This is a genomic window from Psychrobacter sp. CX5 (genome assembly GCF_057621535.2).
Window position 1 is genome coordinate 2,764,885 of the sequence record NZ_CM177735.1, and the last position, 18,934, is coordinate 2,783,818.

The window sequence follows — 18,934 nt, forward strand, 5'->3', positions numbered from 1 at the left end:
CTACTTTTAAAATTAAGCTTAGTTATCAGATGATGTATCAGTACTAGCTGGTGGATTGACTTGTTGAACTTCGGCCGAGGTATTAAAAAAATGTTGTTTGGCAAAAGGTATGGCTTGCTCGCCAATGAGCATACCGAGTAATCCAACCAACGCCCAGGTAGGTGGAGCAGGGGATCGTACATTGACAAAGTGATAAATCACTCCGACCAAAATACCCACAATTAAAGACGCAATATAAATTCTCATCATTTATACTCTAATGGTTTAAACAAAAAAAGGGATTAATCAAGCAGAGAATATTAATAAATAATATAAATATCTCATTTTGATTAACCCCTCATTTAAGCAGCTAATGATTTAGTAGTTAACGAGAAATAACCCGTTAATCTTTCATTAAACTGTTGGTTAAATTGCTACCAATAACATAATTAACCATTATTTAGCAGCTGGATTTGGACCCACGCTACCGGCAGCAGCAAAGCGAGCAGGTGCTTTATGTACCATAGTATAAGCATAATCGACACCCATACCATAAGCACCTGAATGCTCACGAACGATATCCATTACGGCATCATAAGTGGCTTTGTTAGCCCAATCGCGTTGCCATTCCAGCATAACCTGTTGCCATGTTACAGGGATAACACCGACTTGGATCATACGCTCCATAGCCCATTGATGTGCTTCGGCAGTCGTACCGCCAGAAGCATCCGCTACCATATAAATTTCGTAATCAGTATCTTGCAGACATGATAATGCGAAAGATAAGTTACAAACTTCAGTCCATAGACCAGATACGACGACCTTCTTACGACCATTTTTAGCATTTTCAGCTAACGCATCACGAACGTTTTGATCATCCCAAGAGTTCATTGAAGAACGCTCAAGAAGATTGTTTTCAGGATGTACTGCTAATAATTCAGGTAAAGTATGACCAGAGAAGCTGGCAGTTTCAACGGTAGTAATAGTGGTTGGAATATTAAAAGCTTTAGCCGCTTTAGCTAACCCAATGACATTATTTTTAAGCACTTGACGGTCAATAGACTGTACGCCAAACGCCATTTGAGGTTGTTGATCAATAAAAATCAGTTGACTGTTTTCTGGAGTTAGTAGTTCTAATTTAGTAGACATTTTAAAATTTCCTTTGTAATTATAAGTTATTCACTTATATTAATTTATTTTTTTGAAAAGCCAGTTAACCCAACAATAATGATAATCGAATTATATTAATAAAGGGGGTAACTAGCATAAGCTATCTGAATATCAATAACGTGAAGGATAGCTTAACTTATCTGGACACTTCATTTTATCCCTAACGTTAAGATTAAGGATGAAGTAAAGCGCCGATGCGAATTATTATAGTCGTATTAAATTATTCAAACAAGTGTCTATTTACAGTCGTAGTACAATGTAAATCCCTATTTTATAAGGGTTTAGAGAAGATATTAAACGAATGAAAAGATGGTGTATTAGGTGAAAATATTATCGTATAATTATAAATAACCTCAAGATTTTACGTCGTTTGAATTGCCAATAACTAAAATATTTACAATAAATTATTTAGAAATGCTTATAGGTATAAACTTAGATTATCTTTAAACATAAGGTGTTAAGAATACCAATAATAAATTATTTAGCGAGTTTAATTAGTTTTTAAAACATCAAAATAAATAGCTATATCAAAACTTAATTATTTAATATAAATTAAATCAGATTTAAATATTATTTAAAAATATATCGTTAAATCTCTCATCTAATTTCGCTTTTAATTTCGGTTTTAATTTAGCGTCATCTTATTATTTTGTTAGATTATTTTAGAAGTTAAAAAGATAGTATCGCACTGAAATAAGATAAAACATCAATAAAAAAGGCCTAAACACCGTAAAGTGTTTACGCCTTATTTATTATTCAAGGTATTAAAGCAGTCATATGATAATGAGTTATACGTATAGAGATTTGTATCGGTGATTATACGGTCATATTAAGTGCCCTTTGTGATGAATGCCATTTTTAATATAAAAGATAAGTCCTTATGAATAATGAAAATAAAGATTATCAGTATCAATCATACTACTCAGCTTCATTAAATTATCATCAGTCGGGTACAGTCGCCAGTCATCATTAAGACTGACGCTGGCAATAGCAAACGGCGTATATACATTTAACGCTATGGGTATACAGCCATCATTGTCTAAAGCAGTTACTGGATTGGAAGCCATGTCATATTCATTGCTATTATAGTACGCGTCCATACCACCCTCCATACGACTACTATCGTCGTTACTGTCTTCTATTACGGGGGCGCTAATAGTAGGTATATTATCTAACTGAGCTGGTTTTAATAAAGGAAGTAGAGCATCTAATAGTTGAGTATCTTCAGATTGGATTTTGATACTAATTTTCTTGATCCAGCGCTGACGACACTCAAGAAGGGTATAGGCATTGTCGAGTCTGGCAAACATACGACCATCTCGGTCGCGTACGCCTCCTTTTATGACAATCACCTCATCTACTTTTAGTTTATCTTTGATACGGTTGAAGCGTTCAGCATAGCAGCTAACCTCAAGACGTGCGGTACCATCATCCAACATAATGACGCAGCGATTGCCAAAGTTTGCAATGTCAATGATTAGCCCTGCAAATAAAGTACTACCATTATAACCTGTATCAGACAGATCATCTAAACGCGCATTCGCTGTATAAACCGCCACTTCTTTACGATATTGGTCAATCGGATGCCCAGTGAGGTAAAGACCTAACGTGTCCTTTTCAGCTTTAAGTCGATGCTTATCACCCCAAATGAGATCATGGTCTGTTGGCAAAGGAGGTGCAGTGGTCGCATTATCAACTTCGCTAAACAGATCCATCATACCGAGCTCATTGTTTTGACGCTCCTGTTCTGCTGCCTGAACTGCGCTCGGTAATTGAGCCATCAATGCACCTCGGATTTGATGACGCTGATCGGCCTCTAGATCAGGGCGCAGTGTCATGGCAAAGTCATCAAAACAGCCTGATTTTATTAAAGCCTCTAAGGTGCGTTTATTGACCTTTTTGATATCTACCCGTCGACAAAAATCATAAAGATCTGAGAATTTGCCTCCTGATTGACGGGCTTGAACAATCGATTCTACCGCGCCTTCACCGACCCCTTTTATAGCCCCTAGTCCGTAAATGATGTTGGTAGGAGTATCGGCCACAAAATGCCATTCACTACGGTTAACTGAAGGATTGTCGACGGTTAAATTAAAATTCTCTCGGCAGTCATTAATAAAGAACACCACGTTGTCAGTGTTGTTCATATCTGAAGTGAGTACCGCTGCCATAAACTCAGCAGGATAGTAGTGCTTTAAGTACGCAGTTTGATAAGCAAGAACCCCATAAGCGGCTGAATGTGACTTATTAAAGCCATAACCCGCAAACTTCTCCATCAGATCAAACACGCCACCTGATACCACAGGGTCGATACCTTGATCCGTGGCGCCAGAGACAAAAATGTTACGCTGTTTGGCCATCTCTTCTGGTTTTTTCTTACCCATCGCACGGCGTAGCATATCGGCACCACCAAGACTATAGCCTGCCATAACCTGTGAGATCTGCATGACTTGCTCTTGGTAGACAATAACGCCGTTAGTGTTCTCTAAGATAGGCTCAAGATTAGGATGGTCGTAAACAACCTCTTCCCGTCCATGCTTACGGTCAATGTACATCTCGACCATGCCAGCATCTAATGGACCAGGTCGGTATAACGCACACATTGCAATAACGTCTTCAATGTTAGTCGGCTTAAGCTTAGTCAGATATTTCTTCATGCCTGAGCTTTCTAATTGGAAAACGGCGGTCGTCTTAGCCTCTTGCAATAGAGTATAGGCATTAGGGTCATCAAGAGGCAGATCTTCAAGCTCTATTGGTGGTTTTGACTCACGAGCACGGCGCTCATTGATATTCTTTACAGCAGCATTAATAACCGTTAAGTTGCGTAGCCCCAAAAAGTCAAATTTCACTAAACCCACAGACTCAACGTCATCTTTATCAAACTGGCTGACCCTATGACCTTCATCATCACAGTATATAGCACAGAAGTCAGTAATTTTATTGGGAGCAATTAAAACGCCACCTGCATGCTTACCCACATTACGAGTAATGCCCTCAAGCTTAATCGCCATCTCCCATATTTCATTGGCATCTTCATAGTCCATATTATCAGGATTGGACAGTAAGTCTTTTAATTGAGGCTCTTCAAGCAGGGCATCTTGTAATGAAATACCAGGTGTTTTTGGAATAAGTTTGGATATTTTATCGGCAAGTCCATACGACTTACTTTGTACCCGTGCCACATCACGAACCACAGCTTTGGCGGCCATCGTACCAAACGTAATAATCTGCGAAACCGCTTCACGTCCATATTGACTTGCCACATACTCGATGACTCGGTCTCGACCTTCGATACAAAAGTCAATATCAAAATCTGGCATGGAAACCCGCTCAGGATTCAAAAAGCGCTCAAAAAGCAAGTCGTAGTGCAAGGGATCAAGATCAGTAATATTAAGCGCATAAGCGACAAGAGACCCTGCTCCAGAGCCACGTCCAGGACCAACAGGCACTCCATTGGCCTTGGCCCAGCGGATAAAGTCCATCACGATTAAGAAATAACCCGGGAACCCCATCTCAAGAATAATACTAAGCTCATGTTCTAGGCGCTCATCATAAGGCTTTCTTATATCGGGCCAGCTGTCATCTCGCTGGTCGACCGGATATAGTTTATTAAGCCTTGCATCAAGTCCACGTTGGGATTCTGCACGGAAGAACGACTCAATGGTTTCTCCCTCAGGAATAGGAAACTCGGGTAAGACGTTGATGCCTAGTGTCAAAGTGACATTACAGCGCTGCGCCAAAATAACAGTATTATCGATGACTTGGGGGATATCAGAGAATAACTGCGTCATTTGCTCTTGAGTCTTTAGGTATTGCTCACTAGAGTAATCATGAGGTCGATTGGGGTCTGCCAATACATGAGAAGAGGCAATACACACACGTGCTTCATGGGCATCAAAATCTTCTTCATTCAAAAAGCGCACATCATTGTGGGCAACAATAGGGATGCCATGACGACTACCTGCATTAATTGCCTGTTCAATATACGTATCTTCATTGATGCGTTGTGTACGCTTTATCGCAAAGTACAGTCTATCGGCAAACACCGATTGATAATCGCTGATGAGTTGATGCCCACGCTCAGGGTTTGAACCCAAAAGGGCCTGTCCAACATCTGATCTTTCGGTAAATAAAATAATGACACCTTCAGGATTAGCAAATAGGTGTTCTTTATTAATGATCGGCACGCCTCTATTTTCAGGATTCATCCGCCCTTCAGTAAACCCTAGGGACACAATGCGGGTAATACTTTGATAGCCTTCATTATTCATTGCCAATAAAGTCAAGTGCGTCGATTCGTCATCCAGAACAACTTCAGTACCAATGATTGGCTTGATACCCGCATCTAAGCAAGCACGATAAAACTTGACCGTCGCATACAAGTTTGATGAGTCTGTGAGTGCCAACGCTGTCTGTCCATCAGCAGCCGCCGCTTTGACCAAGGGTTTAATGCGAATAATTGAGTCAGTGATTGAAAACTCACTGTGAATTCCGAGATGTACAAACGCCATATGCGACCTGATTGTCTTAATAATTGTTTAAATGTTTGTCTATATTATTGTATTCATGACATTGAAAATAAGATAGCTTAGTTATAGCAGATCAGATTGCGCTAAATCTTATCGAGTTATAAAATTTATATATTTCAATGTATTAGATAGTTTAATAGGGGACCAGATTATAGAATATTTACCAAGAAGTGGTCATAAATAAGTAGGAATAGAACTATAGCATTTTTATCATTTTTCAGCCATAGCTAGTTAGTGAGGGGCAGTCCGGGTTTTATACAAATAAGATCGATTTAGAGGTTTTAATCAGGTACTTATTTAGAAGATGGGATAGGTTTAATTAATGAAAATGTTGTGCCCACAGTTAGATAATCAATAGTATAATGCCATTGTAGAATAAGGGTTTCAAATTTATATCAATATTCTTTAACAACAGAATTAACATCATTCATCAGGTTATAGCTTGAAAACACAGTATCTCCCAAGTCAATTAAAACAATAACTAGATTCGAATACGTTGAATTCTTCGTTGATATTGAATCCAAGCCCACTGAGTCAAAATTGACCATACTTCATTTTGCGCAGACTATATATTGTGATACCCATAAAAATCATTAAGATAATTCAGACTAATTGAATTTCTTATAAAACACATAGATAACATATTTCGTCAAGTCTCAGGTTGCTATAGTCTTTCTAGACGCTGTTTAAATGAGAAGTAAAGCGATATTAATTTCTATTCTTAACACTTCATTATGCAAATAATTAAGATTGTCTAAATTATGAGCATCCATGGAATAAACAATAGAAGATCTCATCTAACGACCTAATAATGTTCATCTAGTTACTTAATAGCGTCATCGATTGTGGTAATCTTACGATTTATGTAGTCATAAATTATATGTTGTGTGGCAGGGTTAGGTTTTAGGTTGTCAATATCAAAAATAGCCTTAGTTATTCTTTGGTTTTTCGTCACTCATCAATCACTACTTTGTTTACTAACGTAGTCATAATAGTAGACCTTAGGTAAAACATGGATTTATTATATATCTTATATAATACTGTAAATACCCCATTCTTAACACAACATCATCGTAGAATAATTAAGCCACCTGTCTATACTCAGCAGGTGTCATATCATTAAGCAAATCATGAGGTCTTTGGGTGTTATAAACCTTGATCCAATCTTCAGTCAGTTGACTGACCTCATTTAAGTTATTAAATAAGTAACAATCTAAAACCTCATTACGATAACTGCGATTAAACCTTTCAATATATGCATTTTAATAAGGACAGCCAGGCTCAATATAGTCAATAAAGATATCATGAGCCGCTGCCCAATCAGTAAATGTGCTAGAAGTGAACTCACTACCATTATCCACACGGATTTTCTTAGGATAGCCATGCCACTGGGCTAACTGATCAAGATACCGGATCACTCTTAAAGATGGCATACTGGTGCCAATATCAATGCCTAATACTTCACGGTTATAATCATCAATCACGTTAAAGGTTCGAAAGCGAATGTTGTTATGAAGCTTGTCACTCATGAAATCCATTGACCACGTATGGCCCATTGCATTTGCTACAATTAGCGGCTGAGGGTTGCGTGCTGGTAGACGTCTTTTAGACTTACGACGTAGGTTTAATCTCAAAGCCGTATAGACACGGTGTACGCGTTTGTGATTCCATGAATAACCAAGCTTGCGTATGCGTTTAAAGCATTTTGGGAAACCCCAACGGTTAAGTTTGTCAGTGAGCTCATTTAAAACATTAATAATCTCACTATCATCAGACAGCTTAGGCTGATAGTAGTATGCTGTCCGACTGATACAGACTGCCTGACAGCTAACTGATATACTAACCCCATGCTGCGCCTGTAATTCCTGCACCAAGACTTTGCGTTCGTGGACAGGCGCTATAGCTTTTTTATAATCTCTTCCTGCATTTGTGCCTTTAAGCTTAGGTCAGCATACATCTGCTTAAGTCTGCGATTTTCTTCTTCAAGCTCTTTTAAGCGTTTAACGTCAGACGCTTCCATGCCACCATACTTAGCTTTAACTTCGCTACCGCTCGCCTTGCGTCACTAAAACAGTCTCCCAGACTGTTTTTTAACGTTCCTCATTATAAAAGTCGAGCTAGCAATCCCGTATTTACGGCACAGCTCTTTTGCAGGTATCCCTGCATCAGCTTCTTTTAATATCGATACTATTTGGGTCTCAGTCATTTGTTTGCTCATATCAAAACTCCTTATGGGTAATTTATAAGAAATTCTACGATTGAGCTGTGTTATTTTAGAGGACAGTTACATTATTTATGCTTCAACTTTAGATCACTAAAAACTAAAGTACCTGACATTCCTACAAATAATAAACCGGTTATCGTATTCAATATCTTCAAACCTTTGTTATTCAAAACTTTAGACAAAATAAACTTGCCGAAAATAGAGTAGCAACTCAGACAAGTAAAGGATATAGATACAAACGTAACGCCTAAAATCATCATGTTCATGAAACTATTTTCATTACTATCTAAAAATTGAGGAAAAATTGCACTGAAGAATATCAGTGCTTTAGGGTTAGTTAAGGAAAGTAGTAAACCCTCTCGATATAAAGAAAGCATATTTTTATTTAAGTTTGTCTTTTCAATACCTTTGTCTAAATTGATTGCAACCCCACTTTTGAAAGTAGAGTAAAGAATTTTAATACCCATATAGAATAATACTATAGCACCTAATATCTTAACTATACTTAATAAGGCATATGAACTTGTTATTAATATACCAATTCCTAAAGCTGATATAGTGGCTAATATAGCTAAACCTGTAGAATTACCTAATATAAGACATAGGGTCTTTTTAATACCTTGAGTAGCACCGTAATTTATTGAAATAAAAACTGCTGGTCCAGGCGATACTATATATAGAAACGCTATTGAGACAAATATTAGGTAACTATTCAAATCCATTCTAGCTTTCCTTAGTCAGTGATATTTATTAAACGAGTTTTTTAGAATTTATTAGTTAAAAAGTTTTATCTAAAAGTACCTCGATAGCTTTTCTAATAATTTGGCTTTATTTTCTGATCATTCATCTTTAGATATACTATACAACACAACATAGAGTTTGAGATAACCCCATTGCGACGTACTCTATCACCTCGCATTATGCCATCTTTATAGCACCTAATCTTTCTATGGCACATTGTGATTGAATATCATCAATATCAGTGCGCCAACCAACAGTTAAAAGTTAAGTGTCTCTAAATTATGATCTAAAAGCATAAATTAGCATGTCGTATTTACATGAGTGCGCCAAAATGATGTTGCATACCATTTCAACAACAATCTTCAGGTGATAGAGGGTAATGACAGTAAATCAAGAAAGACTTAAAGTGATTAGTATAAATGGTTTAACACAGTAAAGGTAATGCCAGGTTATTCCAAAGTACATTGATTGGTGTGCCCACAGGGACTCGAACCCCGATCGATCGCTTAGGAGGCGATTGCTCTGTCCTGTTGAGCTATAGGCACTAAATAAATCATTTTATACAATGTTATCATTCTAATAGTTAAAGGTTAAACCTTGGGTTAAGCTTTTCTCTTCTACATCATTAAGTGAGCATTTGGCTATACTAAGATAGCAATTCAGATAACGGTAACAAGCTCACGATTTTATCATAAATGAGTGACTCATTTCACCAATGATGTGACACATACAGTTATAACGTTAATGTGACACTTAAGATGCTATTCGATTACACGCCCATGACACGTACATTTTAAGCCATAGACTTTAAAGACCTTTTATTGAAATCAAATAGAGTAAAACTACTTAATTCACATTATTTAATTTTACATCACTTTATCCAGTAAATATCGCTATAAACGACAGATTAAGTCGTCTTAAGTGTTATATACCTTTTTTTATCTTCTTAATCGGTTATGATTATGTCATAAAACCAATTCTTAGGATGTGCCTAAATTTTGTGCAAATAAACAGTCGAATTTATTAGAAGATAAACCCTCTATGTTCAAAATCATCCAATCTCATCGTACCGAAAATCTTGTTGAAGAGTTGCTCAATGACTATCAATCAGAGCAACAAGCTATTTTCGATCCATTTGTGGTCATCGTGCCATCAATGGTATTAGGTGATTGGCTGGATAAAGTCATTGCAAGTCGGGCAGGCATAAGCACACTGGTAATGACTAAGTTTTGGGGACAGTATCAGTGGACTTTAATGCAGGATGTATTAAGCCATCACAATCAGTATTTATTACAAAATGATCCTAATGCTAAGACCTTAAACGTTCCTGAAGTCGCTGTTTTATCCCCTACGGTGATGCAGTGGCGTCTGTTTGGCTATCTTACTTATTATCAAGACGCCATACTTAAAGAGGACAACCACCCTTTATATCCACTACTGTCCTCTTTAATAAGTGCGCCGTCTGAAGATGATGATTCTGATAACAAACATCAGGATGCGGCACAACGAGATGCGAGACTTTGGCAGTTGGCGAATGATTTAGCTCGGGTGTTTAATCGATATCTTACACATCGTGAGGACTGGTTAACGCTATGGTCGAAAAATAAACCACTTAATGTTGAGCAATTAATTATAGAGAAAGACAGACTATCTGAGCGGTTTGACAAGTATTCTCGTGGCACTCCGGATTGGTTGATGGATCACTATATAGAGCTTGAGGCAGCACAACGATATTTATGGGTACATTTGTTTGCAGATGTTCATTTATACCGTGTGGACCTTGAGGCTGAGTTTTGGAAAGCGTTAGAGGATAATAAGGCTGGCGAGATCAATAAGCTACCTAAGGTCCTGCGGATATTTACTATTCAGCAGTTACCACAAACTGAGCTCGATTTCCTAAAGCGCTTGTCTCAGTATATGGACATAACTTTATTACACTATAACCCCTCAAAGCTTTTTTGGGCGGATATTGTCGATAAGTCCTGGTTACAGCGTCAACAAATCATTAATCCTGAAAGTGTTTTTTTACGTGATTATGGTCATAGCTTGCTATCAAGGCTGGGTAAGCAGTCTCGTGATACTTTTGCCATGTTAGCGAACTTATCGGGAAACGATGATTATCATAAGGCACGGGTGGTGTGGCAGGACAACTTTAAAGACAACTTTAAGGATGACTTTGACGATAACGATTCGTATGAGATCAAACACAACTCATCACAGGCGAATACCTCACAGCATAAAGAATCTAAACTTTCTAATGAGAGGCCAAGCTTGCTTCGAAAGCTACAAAACGATGTCCTAATGCTTGATGAAACGGCAACTCAACAGGCTACAGCAGCTCAAGTTTCTAAAGAAATCAGTGAACAGATTGAGCTTAGCCTTGAGCCTGAAGTAGATTATTACGCCGATGAGATACTTGAAAATAAGCGCTATGACAAAGTGCGACATTGGGAAATATCTTCGCGGGATAATAGCCTAAGCATTCATTCTTGTCATAGTTTACAGCGTCAACTCGAAGTATTACGCATTATGATTGGACGCTGGCTGAATGAACCCATGAGCGATGGCGAAAAGAAACGTCATATTTCGGACATTGTGGTGTTATTGCCAGATGTTGAGCGTCATCATGCTTTAATTAGCTCTATATTTGTCAATGGTAGAGGGCAAGACGGCTTGATCTTGCCTGCGAAAGTAACCGGTGTTGTTGATTCAGAGATTCGTCAATTATGGGAAGCAATCACAGGCTTCTATAAGCTTTTGGGTAGTGATAGTGCACGCTTTGAGGCGTCAGAGGTTTTAGATTGGTTGATGTTACCACCTTTGTATGAAAGCTTTGGGTTGACCCATGAACAAATGAGTCGTGGCTGTGACTTGTTATTAGAGGCAGGATTTATACGTGGGTTTGATGAGGCGCATTTGCAGCAAACGTTAGATAGCAATGACTATGATTATCGGTTTAGCTTTGCTCAAGCATTGGATAAATTGGCTTTAGGTTTGGTGATGCCAGAGGCCGAATTAAGTGATTGTCTTTATCCTTTAGAGAAGGATGAATGGCCAAAGAGCGCATTACCAGAAATGAGCTTGCCATTGGCAAAGGTAAGCTTAAATGATGCGCCGATTATCGAGGTACTGTGCCGTATCTATAGTGGATTGCATGAACATCGCAATGACTATAAACATCCTAAAAAGGCAGAAGAATGGTTAAGTGAAATTGAGGAAAATGTGATACATCGCTACTTTAGCGACGTGGATCAAAGCCGCAGTATGCGTGCCATTTATAACGCGATGAATGGCTTTAAATCAAGCTTACGTGCCAATCGTCACTATAAACAATATTCTAATGCCGAAAGCTCAAATCTTGAGGTTGAGCAGACGCTGGCAGGTGTGGAGAAGCTGCCACTTAAGCTAAGCTTTATGCTGGATAGTATAGAAGATGAACTTGAAAGCCAACAGGTCAGTGCTGAACCAACTGGCGTAATCACCTTTGGCCGCTTTGGGGCTTTAAGAAATGTGCCATTTGATCTGGTGGTCATGTTAAATATGAATCTGTCAGAGTTTCCAGATCGAGATCGTGATAATCGTTATGATTTGATGAAAGCTACCTTGTCACGAAGGGGCGATAGGGTGAGTGAAGATGATGACAATGGTGCTTTTCTGGACGCATTATTGTGTGCGCGTAGTGCCTGTTGGATATTTTATAACGGACAAAGTCTAACTGACATCCATGAGCATCTACCGGCCAACCCCGTTAGTGAGTTACTACAGTTTTTGCAAGGTGAGGTTCAGTGGCATGTTAATTCACTAGATACGCTGCCGAATGATATTGACCCTGAAACTGAAAATTTACAACGTTACTTACCAAAATTAATTAAGCAGTGGTTAGTGACAGAACATCCTGCTTTGCCATTTCATAAGAGCCTGTTTGAAGTAGAGACCACGAGCGATCAAAATAAAGTAATTCAGCAATCTCAATCTAATTCCAATACAGCGGACGTGACTATATACGACGAAGCTTATAATTCAGCAGATGAATTAGACGAGATGTTAAATGACGCGATGAGCAAAACTAAGTTAGCTCAGCAGCGTCAGTTTCCACCTGCACCTTTGTGGCAAGCTGTATTTGATACTTTGTCAGAGCGTGGATCGCGCCAGCAAACGTTAAGAGTAACGCTACCGACTAAAAAGCATTACCAATCTATAGCAATACTACTTGGCGAGGGGTTAGGGAAGCTTGGTAGTCTCGATAATCAAGTAATTAATTCACTAACCGAATTACTTCAAGGGGGGAGTCCAGCTATTGATACAGTAGCTGATGCTAAACTATCAAACCCAGATTATTTTAATAAGAGCTTTTTAAAAGAAAGCGTTTTATATGACAGTCTTCTAAAGGAAATCTTTGATATTCAGGAGATAGATATCGAAGGATCTTTAGTGTACCAAGTTCGCCATCCCGCAAGAGCATTTTTGCGGACACAAGAGGTTCATATTATTCAGGGTCAAGAGGCAATCTCGCAACAGGAGCCTCTATTTTTGGACAGTTTATCGGCTTATCAGATTAATGAGTACTTAATTAATAACTTAGCATTGACATCAAATAAACAGCTCAGTGAACATTTAAATAGCGATCAAGTTATAAGCGAACAAAGTACCAATGATAAAAGCCTTGACAAAATCCTTAATGAGCCAGAACTGTTTCAGCACGCGCTTATATACGATAACATCATGCCAGCGGGTGTGTCTCGTCAGACCACTTTGAACAATCAACAGCAGATCTTAAGTCAAAAGTGTGATGAATTTAAAGAGCAGTTATCTCATAACGGTATTGAGTTAGAGAGGTTAGGTAACCTATCAGACGAAACGAATCATCAGTTTTTATTGACCCACACCAAAGAGATACCTATGCAGCTTGATATAAGAAAGCTGTTTGAGACTCAGGATATGCCCGACTTAATCGATCTTTTACCCCGCATTATTAAGATTAAGGGTAAGGTTCCTATTAGACCACTTGACGATATTAATAACGCTAATAGCGTTGAGCAAGATAGCTTTGGTCAGGATGTAAATAAGTCTTACTCAGAGCTTTCACCAAAATACTGGCTCAATATATTGCCAAACTCTGCCAGTCCCAAGTATTTACTCAAATTTTGGTTATCACATTTGTATTGGCAGGTCGCTCGGCATACCACTTCAGAGCAAGTCGCCTTAAATGACGGGGTAAGTATTTGGCGTTTTAATAAGTCAAACACCCAGGTGGATTATTATAAAAACGTGACTGCGTTTCAATTACCGCCAATAGTATACGAAACCGCTGCAATTGAGCTCATTAAGTGGGCGATATTTGCCAAGCTGGCAGGATTAGTTCCAATGACATTGCTACCTGACTACGCGCTAACATACTTGGCTAAAGTTGAAAAGGAACGTGAATCAGACAGCAACTATTGGCCGAGACGTTCCGACTTCTCAGCGTGGTTAGCGCCTGGATATCACTCAGATACTATCTATGATACTTGTGTGCAACATGCTGTTTGGCAATATGTATTGCGTGATCAAGAGCCTTTTGATGCTTTAATAGATTCTTTAACCACATTGTCTCATCCCCTTTATCAACCCCTTTTTGACTCATTAAACCGTCTAAATAGCTAAACCTAATAAATAAGTGATGTTCCCTATGCCAACAAGCGAAAAGGTTAACAGCTCGAAGGAAGATCTAATAAAAAAAGAGGTTATTCCAGCTGTAGAAGTTGCGTTAACCGGACAACACCTAATTGAGGCGTCAGCGGGTACCGGTAAAACGTGGACGTTAACCGGTATTGTACTGCGTTTACTAATAGAAGCCCGTCGTTCTCCAGAACAAATAATCGCCACTACTTTTACGCGCGCAGCAGCAGCGGAAATGCGTCAACGAATACACGATAGATTGGTAGAGTTCTATCAACTATTACAGTGGATTCAAAACTTAAGCGGCAATCCTAGCAATAAAGAGCATTTGTATCCTAAAGTCTTGCAGGTGACGCCTGACAACAGTGATAAAAGTAGTTCTAAAAACAGCAATAATACGAATAAAGACACAAATAAAAATAAACGTTCAAAAAGTGACCTTGGTAGTAGTGACATTAGTACTAGTGACAAGGGCGCTAATGAGCTAAACCAAGACTTAGCATATGACAAACAACAAAAATCTGAAGAGAAAGCCAAAGCTAACGAAGCGCGCACTAAGTGGTTGGTAGAGGAGGCGAAATTTGCCCGTATAGAGGGTCTCATGCAGGACCCAGTCAACGTGCATTTAGTGAGTTATTTACTTGATCATGTCCATAGTTATCACATTACGGAGGCCATTAGACGTACAGCATTAGTATTAACGACCCTTGATAAGTTGTTTGTGGGCACGCTCGATAGTTTGGCGCAAAAATGGCTCAATGAATACAGTAGTGAGACAGGTCATCAGCAAGGCATGGCCATTATTGAAGATCATAGTATTGAGCAAGTGACTGACAGTATTATTCATGATGAGCTGCGTCAGTTTCAAAGCCGCTTGTATCATGAACAGCCTAAGCTGTATAAGATTATGGAGCAGCAAGGTAAGCTGACAGATATAGGAGATCATAAGTCGTATGTGAACCGCTCGCTTAACTTTATTTCTGCACCTATTGATGAGGTTAACTGTGAAATAGGGTTTGATTTTGCAGAATATGAACAACTACTGACTCAATTTGCACAACGAGATCTTGTCGATATTCAGCCTTATCTTAATCCAGATTATAGGAAGTCTCAGGGGTTTAATGGCAACTCTAATTTATTTAGACAGTTTGAAGCCTTGGTTGATGTGCATCAAAAAATAGCCAAGTACCAGCTCATGTTTTTTAATCATCTAAATGATAATGAGCATAAGATTATTACTGCATTGCAAGACGCGAGATACCCTAATGAAGAGGGCAAGATAAAGGGGTTTAATAAAAATAAAGAAAAGCAACACCAAGCTTTTTATGAGCTCAACACTATCAGTCAGTTAATGGTCATTGTGGATAAGGTTGAGAGCTTAAATCAGCATATTTTAATGGTACAGGCCAATCTAAATCGACAGATAGTTTTAAAAGTGCGGGAAAGGTTGCCCGTTATTTTGGAAGAGCGCGGTCAGACGACCTTTAGTTTGCAAATGGTACGTTTAAACCAAGCGCTGTCTGGCAAGCAGGGCGAAAAGCTGGCACGTTATATTCGTCATCATTATCCTATTGCTCTGATTGATGAGTCGCAAGATATTAATGGTGAGCAAGCGATGATGATCCAAAATATTTATTTACCCAAAAATTCGAAAAACTCGTCTAACTCAGATCAGCCTTACAAATCCACGCGATCTACTAATGAATTTTTATTATTAGTGGGTGACCCAAAGCAGGCGATATATGGTTTTAGGGGAGGTGATGTTGCTAATTACAACGTTATGAAACGTCAGTTTGATAATAAGCATTTATGGACACTAAATACCAATCGTCGCTCGAATGAAGGTTTAATAAACGGCCTTAATCATTGGTTTAGCGTACCAAGCGAATCTGCTGAAAAAAGAAATAAGCTGGCTGAGTTAGGGAAGGATATCTACTATAAATTTATTAAAGCTGCTGACAAAAATGCTAAGCTGTCATGGCTCGATAGGGATGCTAAATTAGCTACTCAATTAGTGGAACAAATGCGACCTAACGGTCAGTCTAATTTACATCACATTTCTCAAAACAACTCTGATCTAAATCCTGACCCTGAAGAAACAGCTCAAGTCGAACGCACAACTTTATACGATGATATTCTACCAAATCACCCTGTCAGCGTTATTCATATACCAAATGATAAAGATGCCACCGTTAGTGAGTTTGAAGTTGTTAGCTCCCATATCGCCACACTCTTAAATAGTGGAGAACGTCTTAATGGAAAGGCGATTAAGCCAAGTGATATCGGAGTGCTAGCGAGAGCCAAGAAAGATCTGAAGCAGGTTGAAGACGAATTGGTCAAACTAAATGTACCTACCCTGACCACCAGTGATGTCAGTATTTTTGAAACCGTCATTGCTGAAGATGTGGCCGCATTACTCAGTGCGATGCTGCATCCCTATAAGCATGATATGGTCAATCGGGTGCTGACCAGTCATCTATATGGGTTAAGCATTAAAGAAGTAAAATCGATGATGCTGGATGATGAAACGGGTATCGCAGAGGGTAGTGATGCTACTATAAGCCTGAGTTCAAATAGTGACTCTCAAAGATTATGCCAAAGCTTATCACAAGGCATAAGTAATAAAAGCTATCAAGACTTTATTGCCTATTTAAAAGAGGGCGCTGAACGTTGGCAACGATATGGCATCTTATCGGCTTTACATTACTTGTTTGATAGTAATTTAGTTCAGCGACAGGGGGTTTGGCAAGCTTTGGCAGAGCTTCCAGAGGGTGACCGTCATATTATGGATTTGCGTCATATTATGGATATTTTGGCGGAGTATGGTTTGGATATGGGAGAGTATGAGTTATTATCGTGGTTTAGACAAAACTTAGAAGACGCACCTAGCAGTGAATGGGCAAAACAGCTACCGCTACCCACCGATTCAGGGGTGCAACTGATGACCATTCATAAGTCAAAGGGTCTAGAGTTTCCTATCGTCTATGTATTGGGTATGGATTCTGCCAGTAGAAAGTCAGGTAAAGGCGAGGAGTATGGACTATATTTATACAATAATGAGCAATTAAACAAGACTGAGACTTTGCCTGAACCGTTAAACAATCAGAGAAGGTTTTCTGTTGTTCAAGGCACGCAAACGAATGCCACCTTTTTTACCGACTTAGAGACTTTAGAGGAGTTTGATGAACGCAAAAGACTGGGCTATGTGGCTTTTACCCGAGCCAGTGAGCAGTTATATATTGTCTTAAAAGATCCCAGTGATACTAGAGATATAAGTCGTAAACCTGTGTTCTTTTGGTTTGATACCAATGAGCCAAGTTATGAGCTGCCAGAACGTCTTAAAAATGTCATAGGGTTTATTCGGGCGAGTACTATATCTGACTACTATACCAACTATATTGCTAATCATTCAGATCGCTTTGTGGAAGATGACGCTAATCATAATACAATTGAGCGAATTGAATACGATGACTTTAATGACGTCATGAAGACAACCAGATTTCAAGGCTGGGCAAAAACAAGTTTTACTGCCTTATCAAGGCAATTAGATGAGTCTACACAAGCAGTTGCTGTCGTTGATGAGCGTATTGATGATGCGATGAATATAGACTTGAGAAAGACAGATAGCAGCGTGACAGAATCAGTATCTGATGGTGCTCTTGTAGTAGACACAACTGGGAATTCAACAGGACACTCAACGCTTTATAAACCTTTACTAGCTTCAAAATCAGAAGACGATATCCGCTTTACCTTTGTTAAAGGAGCCAATGCAGGAACTTTCTTGCATGAAGTATTTGAGAAAATTGACTTTGGCAATCCCACTCATTGGTCAACGGTTATTGATAGGGCGATTAAGAGCTATCAGTTGCCGATAATCTACAGTAGTACCCATAGTGACAACAACAGTTTGACCAACACTCAGAATCAAGACGCTTTGACCAATCAACATGATGGCTTATTGACTTGGATTAAAGAGGTTTTAAATACTCCGTTATTAGCCTCGGGTCAGCCACTTATTGATATTAAAAAAAATATGCGTATTGCAGAGATGGGTTTTAACATGGGGCTATCTGATAGCTTCAAAGCAGAAGATATCAATCATATATTTCAAAAGTATTTGCCTGATGACACAGATAAACATGTGATGTTAACCTCACAAAATAGTAGCTACTTGTATCGTTACTTAAGAGGTGAAATTGACTTAGTGTATCAACATGCTGGCAAGTTCTACGTTGTCGATTATAAAAGTAATTACTTAGGAAATAGCCTAAGCAATTATAGCGAGAATACTTTAAAAATAGCCATGTCAAAAGCAGGATACTGGTTGCAAGCCGCCATTTATCAAGTAGCTTTGCATCGTTTTTTATCATTGCGTATTAAAGATTATAAAGGCAATGAAAAAAAATATTTAGGACCTGTTGAGTATGTCTTTTTAAGAGGAACTATAAACAGTAGTGATAGTGATAATGTACACCATGGACTAGTTACTGAGCACCCTGAGCCATTAATTGAATGTTATGGGCGAGTAACATGGGATATTCCGATAGAGTTTGTGAAGGCGTTAGACGCTTTATTAGGTAAGCCTAGCTATTAAATCTATCAAATAAAGTTCCTCTACACATTTCGACACACA

At 38.7% G+C, this 18,934-nt stretch carries 6 protein-coding genes, 1 tRNA gene and 1 pseudogene; 2 read left to right on the forward strand and 6 right to left on the reverse strand.

What is annotated here, in order from left to right; all coding sequences use genetic code 11:
• Window positions 1-18: 18 nt before the first annotated feature.
• From AC21OG_RS10725 to AC21OG_RS10750, 6 genes and pseudogenes are all read right to left on the reverse strand, one after another.
• Window positions 19-249, reverse strand: coding sequence for a DUF1427 family protein (locus tag AC21OG_RS10725; RefSeq protein ID WP_486547101.1), 231 nt, complete (start codon window positions 247-249; stop codon window positions 19-21).
• Window positions 250-435: 186 nt separating this feature from the next.
• A complete protein-coding gene (locus AC21OG_RS10730; protein ID WP_486547100.1) occupies window positions 436-1,128 on the reverse strand; it encodes a hydrolase in 693 nt (230 codons plus the stop codon).
• Between the two features lie 899 nt (window positions 1,129-2,027).
• Window positions 2,028-5,660: a DNA polymerase III subunit alpha gene (gene dnaE, locus AC21OG_RS10735; protein WP_487376624.1), complete on the reverse strand. Its 3,633-nt coding sequence runs from the start codon at window positions 5,658-5,660 to the stop codon at window positions 2,028-2,030.
• Between the two features lie 1,100 nt (window positions 5,661-6,760).
• Window positions 6,761-7,896 (reverse strand): annotated as a pseudogene (locus AC21OG_RS10740) (IS3 family transposase).
• Window positions 7,897-7,967: 71 nt separating this feature from the next.
• A complete protein-coding gene (locus AC21OG_RS10745; RefSeq protein WP_487376626.1) occupies window positions 7,968-8,624 on the reverse strand; it encodes a LysE family translocator in 657 nt (218 codons plus the stop codon).
• A 488-nt stretch (window positions 8,625-9,112) separates the two neighbouring features.
• Window positions 9,113-9,188 (reverse strand) — tRNA-Arg (locus AC21OG_RS10750).
• 496 nt (window positions 9,189-9,684) lie between these two features.
• On the opposite strand from AC21OG_RS10750, the gene AC21OG_RS10755 reads away from it, so the two are divergent.
• Window positions 9,685-14,286: an exodeoxyribonuclease V subunit gamma gene (locus AC21OG_RS10755; protein ID WP_487376628.1), complete on the forward strand. Its 4,602-nt coding sequence runs from the start codon at window positions 9,685-9,687 to the stop codon at window positions 14,284-14,286.
• Window positions 14,287-14,311: 25 nt separating this feature from the next.
• Window positions 14,312-18,895: a UvrD-helicase domain-containing protein gene (locus tag AC21OG_RS10760; protein WP_487376630.1), complete on the forward strand. Its 4,584-nt coding sequence runs from the start codon at window positions 14,312-14,314 to the stop codon at window positions 18,893-18,895.
• Window positions 18,896-18,934 lie beyond the last annotated feature (39 nt).